Source organism: Shewanella sp. SM101 (assembly GCF_025654465.1).
GTDB classification, from domain to species: domain Bacteria; phylum Pseudomonadota; class Gammaproteobacteria; order Enterobacterales; family Shewanellaceae; genus Shewanella; species Shewanella oncorhynchi.
On record NZ_JAKKRH010000008.1, the window covers coordinates 106,591 to 127,107 of the forward strand.

The window sequence follows — 20,517 nt, forward strand, 5'->3', positions numbered from 1 at the left end:
GCCTTGCTAATGACTTTATAAACACTTTGACTGAAACAGAACACAACTTGTTCTTACTGTTGAAACAGGAAATCTATTTTCTTGTACTGACGAAAACTCTAAGATTAAAAATGATGCCATTTGGGGATGCTTTGACCTACTTAGGTAGCCCTGTGAAATATGATCATATCGTTCCACTTGCTTCCCACAATTGAGCCGCAGTGTACCTTCACAAACTTGTTATTCACCGATGTTTGTGCCCATAACCAATACATTTATACCTTTATAATTCACTTGTTCTATAGGCTTAAACCCATGATGTAAGTACAAACCTCCAGTTAAATCTTCTGTTTGAAGATATAATTTTTTCACACCTATTTTATGTGCTAGCGATATTATCTCTTTCACAAGTTTTGAGGCGACACCCTGTCCCCTAGCCTGCTGAGTGACGTAAACACCACCAAGCCAAAATTCAAATTCTGGGTATATGTCCATTTCTCGAATTTTTAGCTCTGCTGAACCAGCAAGAACACCATTTACTTTTCCAATGATCAGAATAGGCGCGGTATCTCGATTTATTGATGCAGAGACTTTTTCAACGACTTCCTCCTTGGTATAGCTACCATTGTCTTGGCACCATTCGTTGAAATACCAACTAGCTACCGTGTCTATCGCAGAGGGATTATCGGCAAGTAATGAAATTTCCATATATGTCCTTAGATGTACAACGATTTGATTTTCTTTATGAACAACATCTTACCAACTTAACCTTGTAAGGCAAGCAGCCCACAACCATTGATGTTTGTAGTCAAACTATACTGATATCTATTAATGACTTTATGATGATGTTTACTTTGCTGTGGCTTTATTGAAAGTTCGGACTGGCATGACTTCTAGGTTGAAAGTAACCTCATCACATTAGCTTTTTTATAGCCCACAACTTTATTCACCCTACTTGCATTTTAAACTTTGAAACAAGCTTTGGGGCATTTTAGAGTTAACCGATTTTAAGCACGCCACGCTTTAATCGCTTCTGTTGCTAAACCAGCTAGCTGTTTTGAAACTTCACGACCTTTGTAAATTGACGTTGTGTCTTTTGCGATTGGAACAGAATAATGAATATCGTGAGCAAGATTATTTAGATACTCGCGGCCACCACCGTCATAATTTTGCAGTTCCTGACCATTGAGCTGGATCATATAGCTATAGCCAAATGCACTCATGTTGCAATTTGCATTCAAGTACAAGCGACCTTCATGCTCCAAAAGGAACCATACTCGGTTTTCAGAATCCATTACTTTCATCGTCATCTCGCATAAGGGGATTTACCCGAACTTATCATAAAACCCAAACCGTAAATGGAAATACGCATCTCAACGGAACTTTTCGGTCAATTGATCTAATAAAGCTTCCATACTCTGCTCGAGGAGATCGAGCACTAGTTCAAAACCCTGTGCGCCGCCATAGTAAGGATCTGGTACTTCCGTGATTTGCGTATCAGCATAGGACAACATTAACTGTAACTTGTGTTGATACTCAACCGGACAACGGCTAAGCAGATCCGCCAAATTGGCATTATCCGCAGCTAGAATTAAATCAAAATGCTCAAAATCAGCATTCACCACCTGCCGCGCCCGCATGCCCTCGAAACTAAAACCCCGCTTTTTACCAGCCTCAATAGCGCGGCTATCGGGCTTATCCCCTTGGTGATAACCAATAGTACCCGCCGAATCCACCTCAATATTAAGCCTGCGCTCAGCAATCTTAAAACGACAAACCGCCTCTGCCGTCGGTGAGCGACAAATATTACCCATACAAACCATCAATATTCGCCGTACACTTTGATTTTTTAACATGAATACCTCATAGCTTAGTATTATCAATAATTTATCTAATGTGCTTAAACCTAGATGTAAACTTAATATGATAAGCAGCTTAATACATTAATTATTTACCTATAAATACAACATGTTAAACCTAGAAACACAAAATATTCTTACGCCAAACCATTATCAAAAATAAAATGCGCGCTACGATCCGAAAGTTAAGGGTGTCACCTCAGCTAAAATATTCCCCTTGAGCCATATACATACCAAGCACGCACAAAATTTAACTAACCCGTAAAATATACGATAAACAGCACAGAAACAAATTAGCCTCCTTGCTAAGGATTTTTATCGACTAGGTTTATATGTCAGAGTACGGTTTAAAATAAAACTGAATGTTCACCGCATACTTGCTCAAATAAAAAATACACCACAAAGTACAAGAAGAGGAAAAGTAAAATGGATTTTATTGAACGAATCGATGTTCTATCAAAACGCATCCCTCAAATTGCTAATAGCCTTCAAACTAAGAAAGCGACTAAGAATGCCTTAGTCATGCCATTTTTGCATACAGTTCTAGGATATGATGTTTTTAATCCTAGCGAAGTTGTCCCAGAATTTACGGCAGATACTATAGGTAAAAAAGGTGAGAAAGTTGACTACGCATTAATTAAGGAAGGTGAAGTACAAATCCTTATTGAATGCAAAAAGTACAATGAAAAGCTGTCCATAAAGCATGCGTCACAACTATTTCGTTATTTTTCTGTCACAAACGCACGCTTAGCTATTCTTACAAACGGTACTGAATATCAATTTTATACCGATCTTGATGCTCCTAACAAAATGGATGAAAAACCATTTCTGATCTTAGATCTTGAAAATATTGATGAACACTTAATTCCTGAAGTTAAAAAGCTGACTAAAAACTCGTTCGACGTTAACTCAATAGTCAGCGCGGCAGGAGAACTAAAATACTTGAGTCAGATAAAACGTATTATTAGTGAGCAATTTAAAGAACCTGAAGAAGAGTTTATTCGCTTTTTTGCCTCAAGGGCTTATGATGGGGTTCTTACACCTAAAGTAAAACATCAATTTGCTGAAATTACTCATAAAGCACTAAGACAATTTCTCAACGACAGCATTAATGAACGTTTAAAATCCGCTATTGGCAATGATAAACCAACTGATTAAAACAAAAATTTAATCGATACCCCAATCCCATCCAATGATGAAAAAATTAAAGTAGTTACTACTGAAGAAGAAATTGACGGTTTCAATGTGATAAAAGCTATATTGAGGCAAAAAATAGAAGTTAATCGAATCATCGCAAGGGATACCCAAAGTTACTTTGGCATACTATTGGATGATAATAACCGAAAAACCTTATGCCGCTTACACTTCAATGCTAAACAAAAGTATCTAGGATTAGTGGATGAAAATAAAAATGAAACTCGTCATCCTATTAACTCTGTAGATGATATTTTTAATTTCAGTGAACAACTATTATCGACAGTCGCCTATTACGAATAATACTATCAAAATATCAATTGCGCATTACTCAGCGTAAAGACTTATGCGCAATTTGATTTACTAGGAACGGCTACTCAGTTTCAACATCGGTTCTTACCCGTAAAAAACTGGCAAACCGCGGTAAACCGTTAACGGTAAGCCCAAGGTATTTATAGGTGATGATAGTGCCCACTGCGGGGGGATGTTGGCGCTCTGCGAGACTAAAACCTGTGCCAATACTAAAAATTCGGCCATCTGGCGTTTGCACTTTTAATGCGCCCATCTGCCCTGCAAATTGACCTTTACCAGGGATATAAGCGATAACAGTAGCTTCAGCATCATAATAAGGTTTTAACTTCATCAGATGAGGATTGCGGCCACTGATATAAGTCGCAGAACTGCGATGCAGCATCAAGCCTTCGGCGCCTTTTGCAACTAAGGCATCGAGTTTTTGATACAGGGCTTCAAGGCTTTCTACTTGGAACTGCACTATGACTTCAAGATAATTCGATTTGCCACTCAGTTCAGTCAGCGCAAATTGATAGCGATGCTGAAAGTCGCCACTCGCCTTGGGGACATCGAACACCATAAATCGCACTTTGCGCCAATCATCATCCTTAGCCGAAGTTTGTCGAACAAGGCTGGACATCGCTTCAAACTGACCTCGCCCAAGCCATAATTCACCATCGAGAGGATAATTCGGAAAATTCGCAGTAAACCAAATGGGTGTGGCGATGGCATTTCCCTGCCGAGTGAATAATTCCTTACCATTCCAGTAACCTCGAACCCCGTCGAGTTTCTCACTAATCAAAAAATTTTGAATATTAATATCTTGCGAATTTCGAGTCGCATCAAACTCGGTAGCAAGTTGTATGGCAGGTGGTGAGGTTTGTGCGTTAACCGAAAGAGTTAAACCGCAAAGTATGAGCAAGCTGAGCTTTAAAACACTAAAACGGATGAAATGATTAAATGTTAAATTTCGTAACGGGTTTGTATGAGTCATTCCCTTGCCCACGCTGCAATATATCCTTCATCAAGCTTAGGCCGCACGGCTAAAGTTGCACTAAAATAACCGCAAAATTCACTAACTCCCTAAGTTAACAACGAATGTTGATGATCAAATTTGCTCAGTTAATTGTTTATGCACTTTTCATCTCAGGCTATACTGCGGCCAAATTTATGACTCAGTCAAATGTTAACAAAGACAACAGTAGGGTTTATTCCCCCCTGTTTTGAATGAGCAGAACCTCAGCGCTTTGTCGCTAACGTCAATTGGAAACACTATGAAACCAGCCAATAATCACGGTATTAAGCGCATATTCAGAGCGACGGGATTTTCGATGAAGGGCCTAAAGGCCGCTTGGATCCACGAAGCCGCCTTCAGACAGGAATTAATCTTGACGATAGTCATGTTACCCGTAGCCTTATGGGTTGATATCAGCACTATTGAACGCCTTATGCTGATTTTCACGTTGTTTATCGTGTTGATTGTTGAGCTATTAAACTCGGCAATTGAAGCTGTGGTTGACCGTGTCGGCAGTGAAATACACCCGTTAAGTGGCCAAGCCAAGGACATTGCCTCGGCTGCCGTCTTTATGAGTCTTGCGCTTTGTGGATTAACTTGGCTGGTTGTATTAACGCCGCTAGTGCTTTAATTCTTAGTTTCTAAACTGTCGCATGAGCAATCATTGAGCCATCGTCCCTTAAAAAGTCAATGGCTTGTTTGATCTGGGCTAAGCGGTCATTCTCTGCCCAATACGCAAGATACACATTTCGTGAAATGGCATTCGCGCCGCTGACGAGATGCAATTCGCCGCCGCGCAATGCATGTTGCACTAGATGCTCAGGTAAAAATGCGCAGCCGCCATTATTCAAGATGAAATCTAACGCAATACGTGCTGAACTCGTGTGCAGCGTTGGCACTGGCAGCGAGGCATATTCCTGCGCGTGAACAATATTGAACGCGGTACCCCAATCGACTTTTACATATTGCCCCGGCACAACCGCTTTTACCGTTTGACCTTTTAAGCTCGACACCAATAACAAATTAATTTGCCCCAGTTGCACTATCTCAAATTGATCAAGCTTTGGCGGATCGAATGAAATCGCAATATCTAGGGTACGGTCCATTAGCTGACGCGTCATTGCATTCGCGGGTAGCACTTCGGTGCGCAACGCCACGCCAGGTAAACCGACATGCAGTCCCTGTAAATAACCTTGCAAGTAAGCGTCCCAAATATTCGGCCCTGCACCAATGGCAAGCTGCGTTGTCTGTAACTGGCTGAGGGAAACATCTTGCTTAGCCCGCTCCCATGCTGTTAACACCGCTTCGGCATGACCAAGCATACGTTCGCCTGCTGGCGTGGGCTGAATATTATTACGTTGCCGTTCAAATAAGGCGACACCCAAAATGCTCTCAAGCTGTTTCACCCTAAAGCTCACAGCGCTTCGGGTGAGATAAAGATTCTCAGCCGCTTTACCAAAATGGCGAGTACGGGAGACTTCGAGAAAGGTTTTTAGTAAATCGGTATCCATAAAAATTCTTGACCAACATAGGCAAATTTTTTTGATTTATAAATCAATAATACTAGCCAATACTCCAGTTGCAAATCTTTGTATATCAAAAACTAGAGGGTATCTGCCATGTCTGAACAGTCTTTTTTTAACGCTAACAAGGGTTCTGAGACGTTTAACGGCTCAGTTGCTGCCAGTTTTGTCTCTCAAAAACGTTTCTACGACGACGCTAATTTCCCCAAAGGCTTTAAACGAAGCGGCGATTTTACCAATAAAGAAGCTGAACTCCTTGAATTGCATGGTCATGCGATGAAGAATTTAGCGGAAGGGAAAACGCTGCCTTGCACCTCTGATGAAGCCCAATTTGTGGAAGTCGCCAAAGGAAATATCGCCCCCAGTAGCTTGTTAGAGCAGATCTGGGTAAAGTATCGCAGGCTCGCCATGGGGAAACCCTTTTATGCCGTGGTTGGTACAGTGCATTTGCCTGCAACCAAGCCCGAGATAGAAATAGAGGCTGAGGCTGTATTTGATATTGAAGATGATGTTCAGGATGAACCTGAACCCGAGGATAAAGAATGAAGATTAAGGTTTGCTACTAAATGCGTGGTTGGATTTTATATAAAGAAACCGCGACTCAGCTAAAACCTGAATGGTATGAAATTGAGCGTCTACTGGCGGCAGCAAAAGCCGATAACATAGAGTTGGAAGTTTACGCACCTGATGAATTTGATCTGACTGTCACCAGAGAAGATAACAAGAGTATTTTATTGAATGGGCAAGCCGTCGAGCTGCCCGATTTTATCATTCCACGAATGGGCTCAGGCACGACCTACTTTGCTTTAGCCATTATTCGTCACTTAGAAAGATTAGGGGTATATTGCCTCAATCCATCTAAAGCCATTGAAATCGTTAAAGACAAGTTATTCTCCCAACAATTGTTGGCCGAGAAAAATCTGCCTACGCCTAAAACCATGTTGGTTAAATTCCCCGTCGATATCGCCCTCGTAGAACGCCATCTCGGTTTTCCTGTGGTGATAAAAACACTTTCTGGCTCACAGGGCAGTGGTGTGTTTTTATCCCATAAGGCGCGTGAATTTGACGATTTAATGCAGTTGATTGAAGCGACCAATAAAAACGCTAACATCATTCTGCAAGAGTTTATCGCTAACAGTCATGGGCGCGATCTACGCGTATTCACTATTGGTGGTCGTGTGGCGGGTTGCTATGAAAGGCGTGGTCAAGAAGACAGCTTCAAAGCCAATGTCAGTGCCGGTGGTTCAGCGCGTCCATTTCAGATCACTCCTGAAATTGAATGGCTCGCCACCCAAACAGCCAATATTCTCGATCTTGATGTTGCAGGTATCGATTTATTGTTTGATAACGGCCATTACAAAATTTGTGAGGCTAACTCATCTCCAGGGTTTGAGGGCTTAGAGTCCTGTTTGAATGTGGATATTGCCGCGCAAATTTTGCATTTTATTCGCATCCGTTTAGGCATGTTTAATAAAGATGAACCAAGTAGCCCAAAAATCGTGGCTGATAGCGTAGAGGCTGAGACTTCTACCCCGTCACCTCTATCGTCCTCTATCGAGACGAAATAGAAGTACTAGGACATATCAATATCTAGCGGGATCGTACCGCTAGATATTCTCAATATCGATGATTCTCCACCATGTTTGTGTCTATATCCATTTGTATCTCGCCCCATCAACAACGCAACAATCCTAAAGCCGTTCAGGAAGGAAACACTTGCCCTTAGTCTTTCAATCCACAATTGATGTGATCGCTCACTCAAATTTCATTCAACCTCACGAGAACCAACCCTACTTTTGTTTTGAATCACAATTTTTTGCATTTTTTAAAACATTTTGTTCACATTGAAAAATTTGCTGTTAAACTCCAAATGTTGTTTTTTTATGGCACTAAATTCTGACCTTATCGCTAAACATAATAAGAATAATGCAGGAGTCACTCCTTAACATGTCGATACGCCTATTACCCCTAATCATAGCGTCACTGCTCAGCACTCAAGTGCAAGCCGATGATTTTACTATTCAGTTGGGCGGCTTTTATTCGCAATCAGACACCAATATGGAAGTCACTAACCCTATTTCGGGTAATAATTTCACTTTAGATTATGAGTCCGATCTACAACTTGCAGAAAACGAATTTTTACCCTTTATCGAGTTAAATTATCACTTTAACGAACGGCACAATATCTACCTAGACTGGAAACAGCTTCATCGTAACGCCGAAACCCAAGCCTTAACGAAACCCTTCCAGCTCGAGATTAACGACACCATTTACGATATCAAAGCAGGCGGTAATCTAAATTCAACCTTAAACATTGATGTACTGCGCTTCGGCTATGGCTATGATGTATTTCAAGGCAGTAACTATGATGTCGGTCTATCACTTGGTTTACATACTATGTTTATCAAGACAGGTTTTGAAGGGGTGATTGGTGTTTGCGCTTCATCGGAATTACTCAATAATGTCTGCGGTAGCCAAGCAATTCCGCGCATTGTTGACGAAAATGTCACTGCGCCACTGCCCGACATTGGCATATATGGTCAGTATGAATTTGTTCCTGGTTGGCAAATCACCAGCCATGCACAGTATTTTTACATCAAACTCAATGATGTCAAAGGCGAACTGGTTGATATTAAAGTGGGGGTTAATGCACAAATCACCCCAAACTGGCGTATGAGCGTGGCCTATAACTACTATAAAGTTGACGTTGATATCGCCCAAAATTCGCCGAATAAAGATACTCAAATCGCCGATTACAACATCTATTACAATTTTATTGGCCCTATGCTTTCTATCAGCTATTCCTTTTAATTCTATAAAAATTTCTTCCCATATTGTATTAAACACCCCTCTCGCTCAAACAGTTGCCCGAACCCTAGCCCAAATTAGTGCTAAAAAATAAGGGCGCCTACTGGACGCCCTCATGATCCAACCCATTAAACCTATTTACGGCCATCCTGCTCACGTTTGGCTTTAAAGTCTGATGATTCAAGCCAATGGGGCCAATCTGAACCATTCGCTAAAGTGGTTATCATACTGGCGATCAAGTCTAGGTCTTGACTCACGCCCTCCAACGTCCAATTTGGATCATAATCATCGGCTCCTTGGTGATATTTATGCGCAATATAGTCAGGATCTGTATCCCCAAGACTCATAAATAACAATCCTGGTACACCTTGCTGGGCCAGCGCAAAATGGTCTGATCTAAACATCAATCCATTCTGTGGTCTTGGATCCGCTTTTACCGAACGGTCTTGGGCTTTGGCAGCTTTATCTAAGTATTGCTCCAACTCAGATACCCCTTCCCCATAGCGCAAAATGTAATCCACGCCTTTATTTACATTCATGCCATCGATATTTAAAAAGGCGACGATATTTTTGGTTGGCACACTGGGATGCTGAGCAAAATGCTGTGCACCAATCAGACCCGTTTCTTCTGCAGTAAAGGCACTGAAGAGCACCGAGCGATCCAGTGGTGCCGTGCTAGCTTGCTGTTTGAAGTAACGCGCTAACGCTAAAACCCCCGCCACACCGCTGGCATTATCGACCGCACCGTTTAAAATCTCTGACTTACCGTCTTCAATCACAGTGCCAAGGTGATCCCAATGGGCATGCATCATCACCACTTCGTCGGGGCGCGTTTTACCGGGCAGTAAAGCCGCGACGTTATGGGACTCGGCGCGTTCAATTTTATTGTTTAACGTGAGCTGCGCGCTCAACTTAAGTGGGATCGCATTAAAGTTTGGCTTGGCCGCTTGCCGTTTTAAGGTATCAAAATCCAATCCCGCTTTGGCAAAGATTTTTTGTGCGGCCTCGTGCTGAACCCAGCCCATCACGCCCACTTGACCTTGGTTATTATTGGCATCGACCAGAGTAAACTTAGTGCCCGTGTTGGAGTTTTGTACCACTCCCCAGCCATAGGCGGCTGGTGCGGTTTCATGGACAATAAACACGGCCTCAGCGCCTTGACGCGCCGCTTCCTCATATTTATAAGTCCAGCGACCATAATAGGTCATAGCATTGCCTTTAAATATTGTTGGATCTTGGGTCGCAAAGCCGGGGTCATTCACGAGTACGATGACCGTTTTGCCTTTTACATCTAACCCTTGATAATCATTCCAGCCATATTCGGGTGCATTGATACCATAGCCAACAAATACCACATCGCTTTTATTCAGGCTCACGGTGTCGGCGATTCTTTGGGTTCTCGCGGTAAATTCACTGCCATTAGCAAATTTAAGTCCGCCGATATCAAGCTGCATGTTTTGATCGGCACTAATTTGCGCCAAAGGAACCGCCTGTAAATAGCTATCGCCAAATCCGGGTTTGAGACCCATATCTTTAAATGCTGTCACTAAATAGTCTAAAGTTAACGTCTCACCTTCAGATAAGGGCGCGCGTCCCCCAAAAGCATCGCTCGCTAAGGTTTTCACATCGGTTCGGTATTGCACGAGATCGAGACTTTTCACAAATGCCGTTTCAGCAAAGACAGGTAATGAGATAGTGGCCAACAGACTTGTGGTTATGATTAAATTTTTCACAACTTTCTCCCAAGTTATTATCATTATTTGGTTTTAAGGATAGACTTTACCATATCATCTTTAATTTATGATGGAAGTCTTAGCGCAAACGGAGTCGCTGCATCCAAGAGTAAACGGTAATCATGTCTCCATCTGACCGATATTCTTGTCGTTGACCTAAACCTGACTGTAACAGAATAAAAAATAGCGAAACTTTAAAATATCCGTATATTTTCATTGAGTAAGGTAACAATATGTCGCTAGAGTTATTACAAGCCGCTGCACTGAACCTCAAAAAAGCAGTGCCTCTGATGCTCAAACATAAAATTCCGACCACACCCGTTAACTATGCGCTTTGGTACACTTATGTTGGTGAACAAAATCCCGAATTAAATCAACAACTCGATACTGTTATTGCCCAATACAACACTTGCCCTCCAGTCAGTAGCGAAATCTTGTATCGCCAATATGTTGCCGACCCAGTTGAACTTGATGTCAGAGAAATGCGCCAAAATCTGGATGCTATGGTGACAGAGCTTTCCCAATCACTCAAAGATACCAATCTAGATGCCAATGACTTCCAGTCACGTATCGAAAGTAATTTTGAAAAGCTCAACCGCATCGAAGACGAGGGCTTTAGTGTTGAGCAAGTACTCGATCTGGTCCGCAGCTTAGTGAAAGAGTCGGACAATATTCGCTCGAGCACAGAGTTCTTTACCGGTCAGCTGCAGAAGGCTCAAACCGAAATAGACGCACTAAAGAAAAAACTTGAACAAACAGAAAAAGACGTTCTCTACGATGCACTGACGGGCTGCTTTAATCGCCGCGCCTTTGACACTGATTTTGCAGGAATGATAGCCCAAGCCCCCTTAGGCACTTGTGTGATCTTGGCCGATATCGACCATTTTAAAGTGTTTAACGACACCTATGGCCACCAGCTCGGCGACCAAGTGTTACGCGCCGTGGCGAAACGGCTACAGGAATCCTGCCGCGATGGCACGAAACTGTATCGGTTTGGCGGTGAAGAATTTGCGATTATTGTCCCTAAAAGTCAGCTACGTATCGCAAGGCAACTGGCCGAAGCTATGCGCCGTGGACTCGAAAAACTCAGTTTAAAAGACAGACGCAAAGACGAACGCATCAATAATATCAGTGCTTCCTTTGGCGTCGCCCAATGGCAAGAAAAACAAACGGGTATGCAATTGATTGAAGCGGCAGACAAATTACTTTATGAAGCCAAACGCTTAGGACGAAATCGTGTGCTGCCTATCAGTAACTGATGGTTATAACTTAGCCTGAAGCCGATAATTCAGCTTCAGGCTAAGATGATTAACAAAGGAGCATTTTTTTGAAAGCTACATGAAGGATTTAAATTAGATTTCAGATTAATGTTTGAAACTGCGAGAAACAGTTCCAATATTCCCTTGCACGCCACTCCCTATTGAAACAGATACATTCGTACCGTGTGTTTCCATCGACTCATTTTCGACGGGTATCGCCTGCACCACAAACCGCAGTTCAGCACCACCTTGAAGTGAATCGAAGGGATAACACGTAATTAACGTTAAGCGATTATCATCGGATGGCGCCATAAATTGAGTTTCGGTTTCATGTACGACCTGAGTCGCCACCACTTCATAAATAATGTGATTGCCTTTAAGCGTTTGTAACGATAATCGACGCCCCACCGCCATGCCATTAAGTATCGCAAAATGCGTGTCCCTGTGGCCGGCAATCACAGTATTGCCTTTTTGCCCCGCTGGCGCACTGGACAACACCAGACTCGGACCAAAGGCCAAATTTCGCCCAGAAGCCCCCGCAAGAACATATAAACTGTCATTAAGCTCTGCTTCAATATTGTTGTTCGCCGCCACTTGCTCACGATGAATAGACAGCTTTGCCACGGGATAGGTATCCGCCCATGACCAAGGTTTATGGGATTGGCCATCAGCCAAGGTTTTAGTCCACGCCTGTTCAATCAAATACTGGGCAAAGTGTGCTTTAGCTTGCATATAGAGTCCCTTTCCTAACAATGTTGCGCCAATTAAAAATAATCCCACCACTAAAAATCGCTGTGTTCTGCTTTTGCTCATCGCGCTTAACTCATCGTTCACTGGTAAGTGCCACCAAGGCCGCCTTCTCTTCACGTCTTTGTCGAAGAATCGATCCTGTAAGAATCAAAGCGAGTAGCAAGGTCAGCGCACCTAATAACATATCCAAACGGCTTGACGTCGCGGTTTGCGGCAAGGCACCAAAAGGTTGCCAACCTAAGGGCAAGTGCTGACGAACCACGGCATCACGGCTCATTGCAGTTGAATCAATTGGGGTTAAGTCCACCGCCACTAAGCTGGTATAGGCGCTGACTAAGTGATAATTCATTGATAAGGCCGTCACTTGCTGTTTGACCTTGTCATCATTCGCACCATTTTTACTCAACTCCAATGCACCAATCTGTTTACGCGCCCACAGCAAATCTAAACCCGCACCTTGATGGGTCATCAATCCTGCGGAGTTGTCCTGCAGCGAGAGCGACTGTTGCCAGTTTTGATGCCCTTGGCGTCCTGAAATCACTAACTCCTGTGGCTCACGGGCGCTGCGCTTTAAACTCACGAGCACTGGCTCACCGCGGTACAGATCAGCAATCGGTGATGGCCAGTAATCGGGCACACTGCCATCATCAAAACGCACTTGAATATCGGTTAACACCGGATATTGAATTTTGCTGAGTAAGGCGCTGATCTTCTCATCGACCTCATCCACTTTGCCAATATAGGTAAAAGTGCCACGACCGAGTTCAGCCGCCCTTTGCATAAAGTGAGAATTAGGCGCCGAACCTATGCCGACAGTAAATAGGCGACTCTCACCAATTTGATAGCGGATCAAATCAAATAACGCTTGTTCATTGCCCACAGAGCCGTCGGTCATAAAGATCACTTGGCGCAAAGGCTGCGTTGCATCAAGCGATACACTGCCCAAGGATTTTGGCAAGGCAGCGTCCAGTGCTAACGCCATTTCAGTGCCACCATCGGCCTGTAAACGGCTCACAAATTGACGGGCCCGTGACAAATTCGACGAGGTCGCCGGTAATGGCATTGCAGAGAACTGAGACAAACTGGAGTTAAATTCGATAATGTTAAAACTGTCCTCCGGCTTTAGTCCTTTTAACGCGTATAACAGTGCATTTTTAGCTTGAACGATAGAATCCCCCGCCATAGAGCCCGAAGTATCAATCACTAAAATTAATTCACGGGGCAAACTCGGCTGAGTACTCTTTTCAACCTTAGGAGGCAACACCATGACGAGACTGTAATTATCATCATTTACGCCGCTGATTTTATTTGTCTCAAGTGTATCCTGAGACAGATTTTCGCCATCGAGCTTATGGGTTTTACCTTGCTGATTAAACACCCAAGCCATTGGGCTCGTGCCCTGCTGTACTCGCCATTGCAGCACAAAGTCACGATTAGCGGGCACACGTTGCGCCAGCGATACATCGACCGCGCCGCTGTTGTCTTGCTTGAGTTTGATGTCATGGTAAGGACTCTCAATGGACGCTTTATCAACCCCCTTTGCAAGTAAGACTTGAATGTCTGCCTTCAGCACAGGATCGCGTCCACTGGCGCCGTCCCGCACTGGTGCCACAATCCGGTCAGCATCAAACACCTGCGAACTTGTCACTCGGCTTGATTGGCGCACCTGTGCCATAGGATCATGTGAATCGCTTACACTTGAATCCGATGTTAATCCCGGAATATAACGGGGCGCGACCACCAGCGGAAAACGTAAACTAAACAAACCATCTTCATATTTAATGGTCTCCTGATAGTTGATTTCTACAATCAGCTCCTCTTGAGGTGCTAGGTTTGCGACTTCGGTCGTAAACATATTAGGCCGCTCTTGGCTCACTAAGCTGGCACGTTTGCCTTCAGCTTTCGCTTGCTCAAAAATCTGCTTGGCATCGGCCTTAGGATGAATTTGCCCTTCGATCACTCTCTGGCCTATATGTAATCGCAACGAATCCACCGCAGCCTCATTGGGCAGTGGGAACAAATATTGCCCATTCAACACAAATTCAGTGTTGTTGCGAAAAACCTGTTTCACGCTCACGCGATTACTTAAGCCAGAGACTTGCATCGACACTTGTGTATCGAGCGGCAAAGATGGCACCCAAGCACCGCTCGGCTGGCGATAAAGCAACAGCCCCTGCGTAATATCATCGTAATTAATGATGTGTGATTCTGCCGTACTGTGAGCACTATTTTGCCCGACCAATGCCGAAGCCATATTCTGTGGCGCAGATAATGTGCCGGTACTATTCGGCGAAGCCAATGCCACAAAGGGCAAACCCCAACACACGGCGGCACTGATCAGCAATACCGCTACCGCTTCACTCACTTCTTTTACCCTTTTCCCTGTGATCATCACAAAGGCTTCCTCTATTAACAAATATGAACTGATGTTGGTTGTCGTTAATATGAACGACATAAAATGGACTGCTTAAATTGACCGCTAGTCAGCAGCATGACTTGCAGTCAAGGCCAAATGAGGCTGTAGTGTTAATGTCACGCGGCGGTCGAACACATCCGATTCTCGGTCTTGGTCGGCTTGCAAAGGCGATAAAGCGCCAAAGGCTTGAGTGGTCATACGCTCGGCAGTGACGCCTTGCTTAATCAGGTAGCCACGCACCTCCAGTAGACGCTGCTCAGAAAGGGCTTGGTTGTAACTCTCATCACCACGGCGGTCGGCATAGCCCTTCAGCTCAAGATTGAGTTCTGGTGACAAATTCATCACCTCAGCCACATCATCTAATTGGGGCAAAAAATGCGATTCAACCTCAGAGGAACCGGTACGAAACTGTACGCTAAGCCCCAAGGCAAGTTCACTGAGCAATTGACGTTGCGCGGATAGCAACTCATCAAGCTCTTGCTGCGCCTTGGTATATTCGCTCGCCCGTTTTTCGGCGGCTTGCTGTTTTACACTCCACTCGGATAACTGGGACTCTTGCAAATGGATCTGTCTTTGCTGAACGTGCAGTGTGTCTGTATCGCTGACTGATTTGCCAATTAAGGTGCCAGTGAACGCTCCAATAATAGCCCCCACTGGACCACCGACTAACGCCCCCACTAAGGCTCCACCACCGAGGCCAATAAGGGCTTCCGGTTGTTCGTCCTCGCTTGCGTATTCGTCATCCATCGCGATACCGCTAGCATAGGCATCATTTTCTAGGGTGAGGTCTTGTCCTATCACTTGGTTTTGCAGTGAAACCCGCGCCGACACACTGGCTATAGGTGCGCTTAATAAACTCAAAACCAATAGATTAATTAGTGTCTTTTTCATCATCTCATTCCTTTTTGATTATTAGCTGAGCTTGGACTCGTACCTGAAGCAATCCACTCAACACCACATCAGGTCAAACGGGTACAAAACTGAATGGGGCTATTAAACACAAGTGGAATGGCATGAGCAGGGATGGAAAATGGCAATACAACTATCAATTGTGGCAACAAAATGGCAATTGCATTTGTGGCCTTTTTTCTCGGGTAAAATCCTGTATAGTCACGAAAACTTACTCCCCCAAGTCAATAGGAATACGGCTCTATGAAGCGTATCGCCATAGTGGAAGATGAAGCGGCCATTCGCGAGAATTACAAGGACGTGCTGCAACAACACGGTTACAGCGTGCAAACCTACGCCGACAGACCATCGGCCATGCTAGCCTTTAATACCCGTTTACCGGATTTAGCCATTATCGACATCGGCTTAGGTAATGAAATTGACGGCGGCTTTATGCTATGTCAGTCATTGCGCGCCATGTCGAGCACACTGCCGATCATCTTTTTAACCGCCCGTGACAGTGACTTTGATACTGTGTGTGGCCTGCGTTTAGGCGCCGATGATTACTTGAGTAAAGAAGTGAGTTTTCCCCATTTAACCGCACGCTTAGCCGCATTGTTTCGACGATCTGAACTTGCGGCCAGCCAAACGGCGCAGGAAAATCTGCTCGAACGTGGCCCACTGACCATTGATGCCAACCGCATGCAAGTCTATTGGAACCAGTTACCAATCGAGCTTACCGTGACCGAATTTTGGATGGTGCATGCGTTAGCCAAACATCCAGGCCATGTACGCAGTCGCCATGAATTAATGCAAGAGGCTAAAATCTTTGTCGATGACAGCACTATCACCTCCCATGTGAAACGCATTCGAAAAAAGTTTATCGCTACCGCGCCAGAGTTTGATTGTATTGATACTGTCTATGGTATGGGTTATCGCTGGGACAGCTTGGCCTGATCTATGGCTTAACCAACCTTTAAGCGCGCGGTGTTGAACCAGATAATCTTGGATGAATGAACTTTTAAACCCATTAATGCTGATCCCTAACTTATGACACGTTTCCCCTTTGGTCTACGCACTAAAGTCATCGGCCTTAGCCTATTCTTGCTCTGCCTACCTTGGTTGGGGTACCAATATGTGTGGGAAATGGAAAAGTATCTTCGCCACGGCCAAGAACGCACCTTAGAAGGCACCACTCAAGCACTAGCCACCGCGCTGCACGAGCGGCCGAAATTGTTCGATGGGCAAGCGAGTTTTTTAAAGCAAGTAGAAAAAAGCCGCGATCTATACGCCTATCCACTGGCAGGGGCGATTCTACTCGACGGCAAACTCAACGAATGGCAGGAATATCAGCACAGATTTATCCAATACGGTGAGGCACACCAAATTATGCGTGCCGATCCGAACGCCCCCCTGACCTTAAGCTTTACCCACATGGTCGGCCAATACGATGGTTATCTGTATGCTTTTTTTCAAGTCATTGATCCAACAGTGGTACTGCGGGGTAAAAATGCCCTTAGTGTCGATAGAAACGATCATCTCTCGATTGCGACACTCGCGCCCGACAATAAATTCAAACGCTATATCGTTGCCACGACTCAACCCGGCTGGATCAGCGCCTTCGAATTACCCGCTAATCCTAAGCAAACTGTGCCCGTCACACCAGAGGTGCGTATCCAAGGACAATGGGCGACGACCGATGTGGGCTACAATGTCGAGCTGCGTATTCCCTTAGACATGGTCGGCAGCAAACTCGGATTTGCCATTGCCGATGTCAACGACAGCAAATACCGTGATGTGGCTGCAGTTGTCGGCACCTCGGCCTTAGATACGGTCGACAATCTCGGCACTGTGCTGGTACCATCACCGGAAATTGAAAGTATTATCAAAGGCATGAGCCACTATAGCTCACGTATTTGGGTGGTCGATAAACACGGTCGCGTACTGGCAAAATCCGGTGACATTCGCGCTAATGACAGTGTATGGACCCGCACCTTAGAAGATGAAAAGAGCACCGCGCTGTGGGATACCTTCAAGCGTGATTATCTGCATCCGCTGTACTATAAAATTCTCACAAAACCGCCCAAAGACTTTATTGATTCCTTACAAGATTCCACCGAGCTTGACGGCAGTCATATCCAAAAAGCCCTCGCGGGTCAGCAAAGTTCGACTTGGCGGTTAACCCCAGACAACAAAGCTGTGGTACTCGCCGCTGCGAGCCCCATTTGGATTGATAACAATGTGATGGGGGCCGTCGTCGCCGAAGAAACCACCCACGGAATTCGAACCCTACGCAACCGAGCGCTAGAAAAGCTCTTTAACGTGATTTTGACCATAATGAGTATGGGCACCTTGGCGCTGTTCTTCTTCGCCTCGAGTATTTCTAACCGCATCCGTAAATTGCGCGATGAAGCCGAAAATGCCATCGACAGCCAAGGCCGTGTGCGTAATCACCTCAAACCGTCGAAGGCTCGGGATGAAATTGGCGATCTGTCCCGTAGCTTCTCTAGCATTGTGGGGCGACTGGGTCAGTACACTCACTATCTAGAAAACATGTCGTCGCGCCTGTCCCATGAGTTACGTACGCCCGTGGCTGTGGTGCGTTCATCCCTTGAGCATTTAAACCTGCAGACCTTAGATAAAGACACGCAAAAATATGTCGACCGCGCCCAAGAAGGTGTCAGCCGCTTAAGCATGATTTTAAACAACATGAGCGAGGCAACACGCTTAGAGCAGAGTTTAACGCAGGCCGATATCACTAAGTTCCCACTCTCTCAAGTGGTCAGCGGTTGTATGCAAGGTTATCAAATGACCTATCCAGAACAAGGCTTTAGTGTGAAAGTGCCCGAGCAACCACTGATGATGCAAGGTGTGCCAGAATATATCGCCCAGTTAATGGACAAACTTATCGCCAACGCCATTGAGTTTTGCCATAAAGACAGTGCTATCGAAGTCACGCTCACCCAAGTGGGTAAACAAGCAACTCTGCTTATCAGTAACTTAGGGCCTGAACTGCCCATTGATATGTCGGAGCAGATTTTCGATTCCATGGTGTCGGTGCGGATTAATCAAGCCCAAGATAAACCCCACCTAGGCTTAGGTCTGTATATCGCGCGATTGGTCGCCGAGTTCCACCAAGGACAAATCCTTGCCCGTAATCGCAGTGAGCATAATGGCGTCGATATCCTAGTAACCTTGCCATTAAGCTAAGAATCACGCAGCCTTTGAGCTAAAGTCACGCTGCCTTTAAATTAATAGTCACGTTGCCTTTGAGCTCTGCTTCATAATCTAAAGACCGAAGGTACAGGAAGCCAATAACATGAGTCAAACTCATCATCGCGCCTCCTGTCATTTCTGCGCGCAGATGCTAAGATGACCGCCATAACAATAGATTAGATATCTCCAATGGTTCTTCTCCAACATTGTTCAACCTATTCGTTCAACCTAAATGCCAAGGTAATGATCCAATGACAGATAAACATCATCAAGCCACCCAAATCGTCAGCTTAGGTCGAGACAAAAAATGGACCAAAGGCGTGATCAATCCGCCCGTTTTTCGAGCTTCGACTATCGTCTTCGAAACGATGGAGGAAATGCGCCACGCCGCGAAAAATAAAACCAACGGCGAGATGTTTTATGGCCGCCGTGGCACCCCGACCCATTTTTCGTTTCAAGCGGCGATTGCTGAATTAGAAGGCGGCGTCGGTACAGCGCTGTATCCCTCTGGCGCGGCGGCGATCAGTGCGGCGTTATTGTCATTTTTAAAAGCCGGCGATCACCTGTTGATGGTCGATAGCGTGTATGAGCCGACGCGGGATCTATGTACCCATATTCTCGGCGGTTTTGGTATCGAAACCACTTACTACAATCCGCTGATTGGCGAGGGCATTCGCGACCTTATTCGCCCCAATACTAAAGTGTTGTTTTTAGAGTCTCCAGGCTCTATCACCATGGAAGTGCAAGATGTGCCGACCTTGTGCTGCATCGCCCACGAACATGGGCTGATTACTATGCTGGACAACACTTGGGCTTCACCCATCAATAGCAAACCCTTTGAAATGGGTGTGGATATTTCGATTCAAGCGGCGACCAAATACATCGTCGGTCACTCGGATGTGATGATAGGCACGGCCACGGCCAACGAAAAATACTGGCCACAATTACGTGAACACAGTTATTTGATGGGACAAACTACCTCCCCTGATGATGTGTACCTTGCTGCCCGCGGCCTACGTACCTTAGGCGTGCGTATGGCGCAACATGAAAAAAATGCCCTGCAAGTGGCCAACTGGTTGAAAACCCGGCCAGAAGTCGATCATCTGCGTCACCCCGCGTTCGATACATGCCCTGGGCACGAATTCTTTAAACGCGACTTTAGTGCCTCCAACGGCTTGTTCTCCTTTATCTTAAAACAGGGCGATGCCGATGCCGTCACCGCACTGGTTGAAAATATGAGTCACTTTAAGATGGGCTTTTCTTGGGGCGGCTACGAGAGTTTAATCCTCGGCATTTTCGGTATTGAAAAAATCCGCTCAGCGACTCAATGGGATGCGAGCAAACCTTTGATCCGTTTACATATTGGTTTAGAAAATCCCGCTGATTTAATCGCCGATCTCAGTGCTGGGTTTGAACGCTTTAACGCAGTATTGGCGGCCAAAGCTAAATAACGATATTTAATGTGCTAAGTGCTAGCAGAATATAAAAAGGGGCGGAATAAATATTCCGCCCCTTCTCTTATCGATACTGACACAAATACGAATGTTTACTGCAATATCATTATGCTTATAGCAAATAAACCGCTA

General features: G+C 44.9%; 19 protein-coding genes. 10 read left to right on the forward strand and 9 right to left on the reverse strand.

The window, feature by feature from the left end:
* Window positions 1–219: 219 nt before the first annotated feature.
* The 3 genes from L5M38_RS06485 to L5M38_RS06495 all read right to left on the reverse strand — a co-directional run bounded on the left by L5M38_RS06485 (window position 220) and on the right by L5M38_RS06495 (window position 1,835).
* The gene (locus tag L5M38_RS06485; protein ID WP_028760209.1) at window positions 220–687 is read right to left on the reverse strand and encodes a GNAT family N-acetyltransferase; all 468 of its coding nucleotides are present in this window, start codon (window positions 685–687) and stop codon (window positions 220–222) included.
* A gap of 299 nt (window positions 688–986) precedes the next feature.
* Entirely contained in the window at window positions 987–1,283 is a 297-nt protein-coding gene (locus L5M38_RS06490) for a hypothetical protein (RefSeq protein WP_263166468.1), read from the reverse strand.
* Between the two features lie 69 nt (window positions 1,284–1,352).
* The gene (locus L5M38_RS06495) at window positions 1,353–1,835 is read right to left on the reverse strand and encodes a low molecular weight protein-tyrosine-phosphatase (protein WP_219233724.1); all 483 of its coding nucleotides are present in this window, start codon (window positions 1,833–1,835) and stop codon (window positions 1,353–1,355) included.
* A gap of 429 nt (window positions 1,836–2,264) precedes the next feature.
* Here L5M38_RS06495 and L5M38_RS06500 point away from each other — a divergent pair, with 429 nt between their 5' ends.
* Window positions 2,265–2,996, forward strand: coding sequence for a type I restriction endonuclease (locus tag L5M38_RS06500; protein WP_263178606.1), 732 nt, complete (start codon window positions 2,265–2,267; stop codon window positions 2,994–2,996).
* Between the two features lie 87 nt (window positions 2,997–3,083).
* Window positions 3,084–3,335 (forward strand): hypothetical protein, encoded by a 252-nt coding sequence (locus tag L5M38_RS06505; RefSeq protein WP_263178607.1) that lies wholly within the window; start codon window positions 3,084–3,086, stop codon window positions 3,333–3,335.
* Window positions 3,336–3,405: 70 nt separating this feature from the next.
* On the opposite strand, the gene L5M38_RS06510 is transcribed toward L5M38_RS06505, so the two are convergent.
* The gene (locus L5M38_RS06510; RefSeq protein ID WP_263166470.1) at window positions 3,406–4,317 is read right to left on the reverse strand and encodes a DNA ligase; all 912 of its coding nucleotides are present in this window, start codon (window positions 4,315–4,317) and stop codon (window positions 3,406–3,408) included.
* A gap of 280 nt (window positions 4,318–4,597) precedes the next feature.
* On the opposite strand from L5M38_RS06510, the gene L5M38_RS06515 reads away from it, so the two are divergent.
* Complete coding sequence (locus L5M38_RS06515; protein ID WP_028760259.1) at window positions 4,598–4,969, forward strand: diacylglycerol kinase; 372 nt, start codon at window positions 4,598–4,600, stop codon at window positions 4,967–4,969.
* Between the two features lie 10 nt (window positions 4,970–4,979).
* Here the strand turns inward: L5M38_RS06515 and hdfR are convergent, their stop codons facing one another.
* Window positions 4,980–5,849 carry an HTH-type transcriptional regulator HdfR gene (hdfR, locus tag L5M38_RS06520; protein ID WP_028760260.1) on the reverse strand — a complete coding sequence of 290 codons (870 nt, stop codon included), beginning with the start codon at window positions 5,847–5,849 and terminating at the stop codon, window positions 4,980–4,982.
* A 108-nt stretch (window positions 5,850–5,957) separates the two neighbouring features.
* On the opposite strand from hdfR, the gene L5M38_RS06525 reads away from it, so the two are divergent.
* The 3 genes from L5M38_RS06525 to L5M38_RS06535 all read left to right on the forward strand — a co-directional run bounded on the left by L5M38_RS06525 (window position 5,958) and on the right by L5M38_RS06535 (window position 8,672).
* Window positions 5,958–6,407 (forward strand): DUF413 domain-containing protein, encoded by a 450-nt coding sequence (locus L5M38_RS06525; RefSeq protein ID WP_028760261.1) that lies wholly within the window; start codon window positions 5,958–5,960, stop codon window positions 6,405–6,407.
* Between the two features lie 20 nt (window positions 6,408–6,427).
* Window positions 6,428–7,429 carry a RimK family alpha-L-glutamate ligase gene (locus L5M38_RS06530; protein WP_113941500.1) on the forward strand — a complete coding sequence of 334 codons (1,002 nt, stop codon included), beginning with the start codon at window positions 6,428–6,430 and terminating at the stop codon, window positions 7,427–7,429.
* A 379-nt stretch (window positions 7,430–7,808) separates the two neighbouring features.
* Window positions 7,809–8,672, forward strand: a complete 864-nt coding sequence (locus tag L5M38_RS06535; RefSeq protein ID WP_028760263.1) for a hypothetical protein — start codon at window positions 7,809–7,811, stop codon at window positions 8,670–8,672.
* A gap of 131 nt (window positions 8,673–8,803) precedes the next feature.
* On the opposite strand, the gene L5M38_RS06540 is transcribed toward L5M38_RS06535, so the two are convergent.
* Window positions 8,804–10,426 (reverse strand): M28 family metallopeptidase, encoded by a 1,623-nt coding sequence (locus L5M38_RS06540; protein ID WP_263178608.1) that lies wholly within the window; start codon window positions 10,424–10,426, stop codon window positions 8,804–8,806.
* 209 nt (window positions 10,427–10,635) lie between these two features.
* Here L5M38_RS06540 and L5M38_RS06545 point away from each other — a divergent pair, with 209 nt between their 5' ends.
* On the forward strand, window positions 10,636–11,661 hold the full coding sequence (locus L5M38_RS06545; RefSeq protein ID WP_028760265.1) for a GGDEF domain-containing protein: 1,026 nt from the start codon (window positions 10,636–10,638) through the stop codon (window positions 11,659–11,661).
* A 105-nt stretch (window positions 11,662–11,766) separates the two neighbouring features.
* Here the strand turns inward: L5M38_RS06545 and L5M38_RS06550 are convergent, their stop codons facing one another.
* The 3 genes from L5M38_RS06550 to pdsO form a co-directional block, all read right to left on the reverse strand.
* On the reverse strand, window positions 11,767–12,474 hold the full coding sequence (locus tag L5M38_RS06550) for a class GN sortase (RefSeq protein WP_219233729.1): 708 nt from the start codon (window positions 12,472–12,474) through the stop codon (window positions 11,767–11,769).
* 10 nt (window positions 12,475–12,484) lie between these two features.
* Entirely contained in the window at window positions 12,485–14,803 is a 2,319-nt protein-coding gene (locus tag L5M38_RS06555; RefSeq protein ID WP_263178612.1) for a marine proteobacterial sortase target protein, read from the reverse strand.
* A gap of 87 nt (window positions 14,804–14,890) precedes the next feature.
* Window positions 14,891–15,721 (reverse strand): sortase-associated OmpA-like protein PdsO, encoded by an 831-nt coding sequence (gene pdsO, locus L5M38_RS06560; protein WP_113941504.1) that lies wholly within the window; start codon window positions 15,719–15,721, stop codon window positions 14,891–14,893.
* Window positions 15,722–15,979: 258 nt separating this feature from the next.
* Here pdsO and pdsR point away from each other — a divergent pair, with 258 nt between their 5' ends.
* The 3 genes from pdsR (at window position 15,980) to L5M38_RS06575 (ending at window position 20,382) form a co-directional block, all read left to right on the forward strand.
* Entirely contained in the window at window positions 15,980–16,672 is a 693-nt protein-coding gene (gene pdsR / locus L5M38_RS06565; RefSeq protein ID WP_006081337.1) for a proteobacterial dedicated sortase system response regulator, read from the forward strand.
* Window positions 16,673–16,765: 93 nt separating this feature from the next.
* Window positions 16,766–18,925 carry a proteobacterial dedicated sortase system histidine kinase gene (gene pdsS, locus L5M38_RS06570; protein WP_263178609.1) on the forward strand — a complete coding sequence of 720 codons (2,160 nt, stop codon included), beginning with the start codon at window positions 16,766–16,768 and terminating at the stop codon, window positions 18,923–18,925.
* Window positions 18,926–19,182: 257 nt separating this feature from the next.
* Window positions 19,183–20,382 carry a cystathionine beta-lyase gene (locus tag L5M38_RS06575; protein WP_263166474.1) on the forward strand — a complete coding sequence of 400 codons (1,200 nt, stop codon included), beginning with the start codon at window positions 19,183–19,185 and terminating at the stop codon, window positions 20,380–20,382.
* Window positions 20,383–20,517 lie beyond the last annotated feature (135 nt).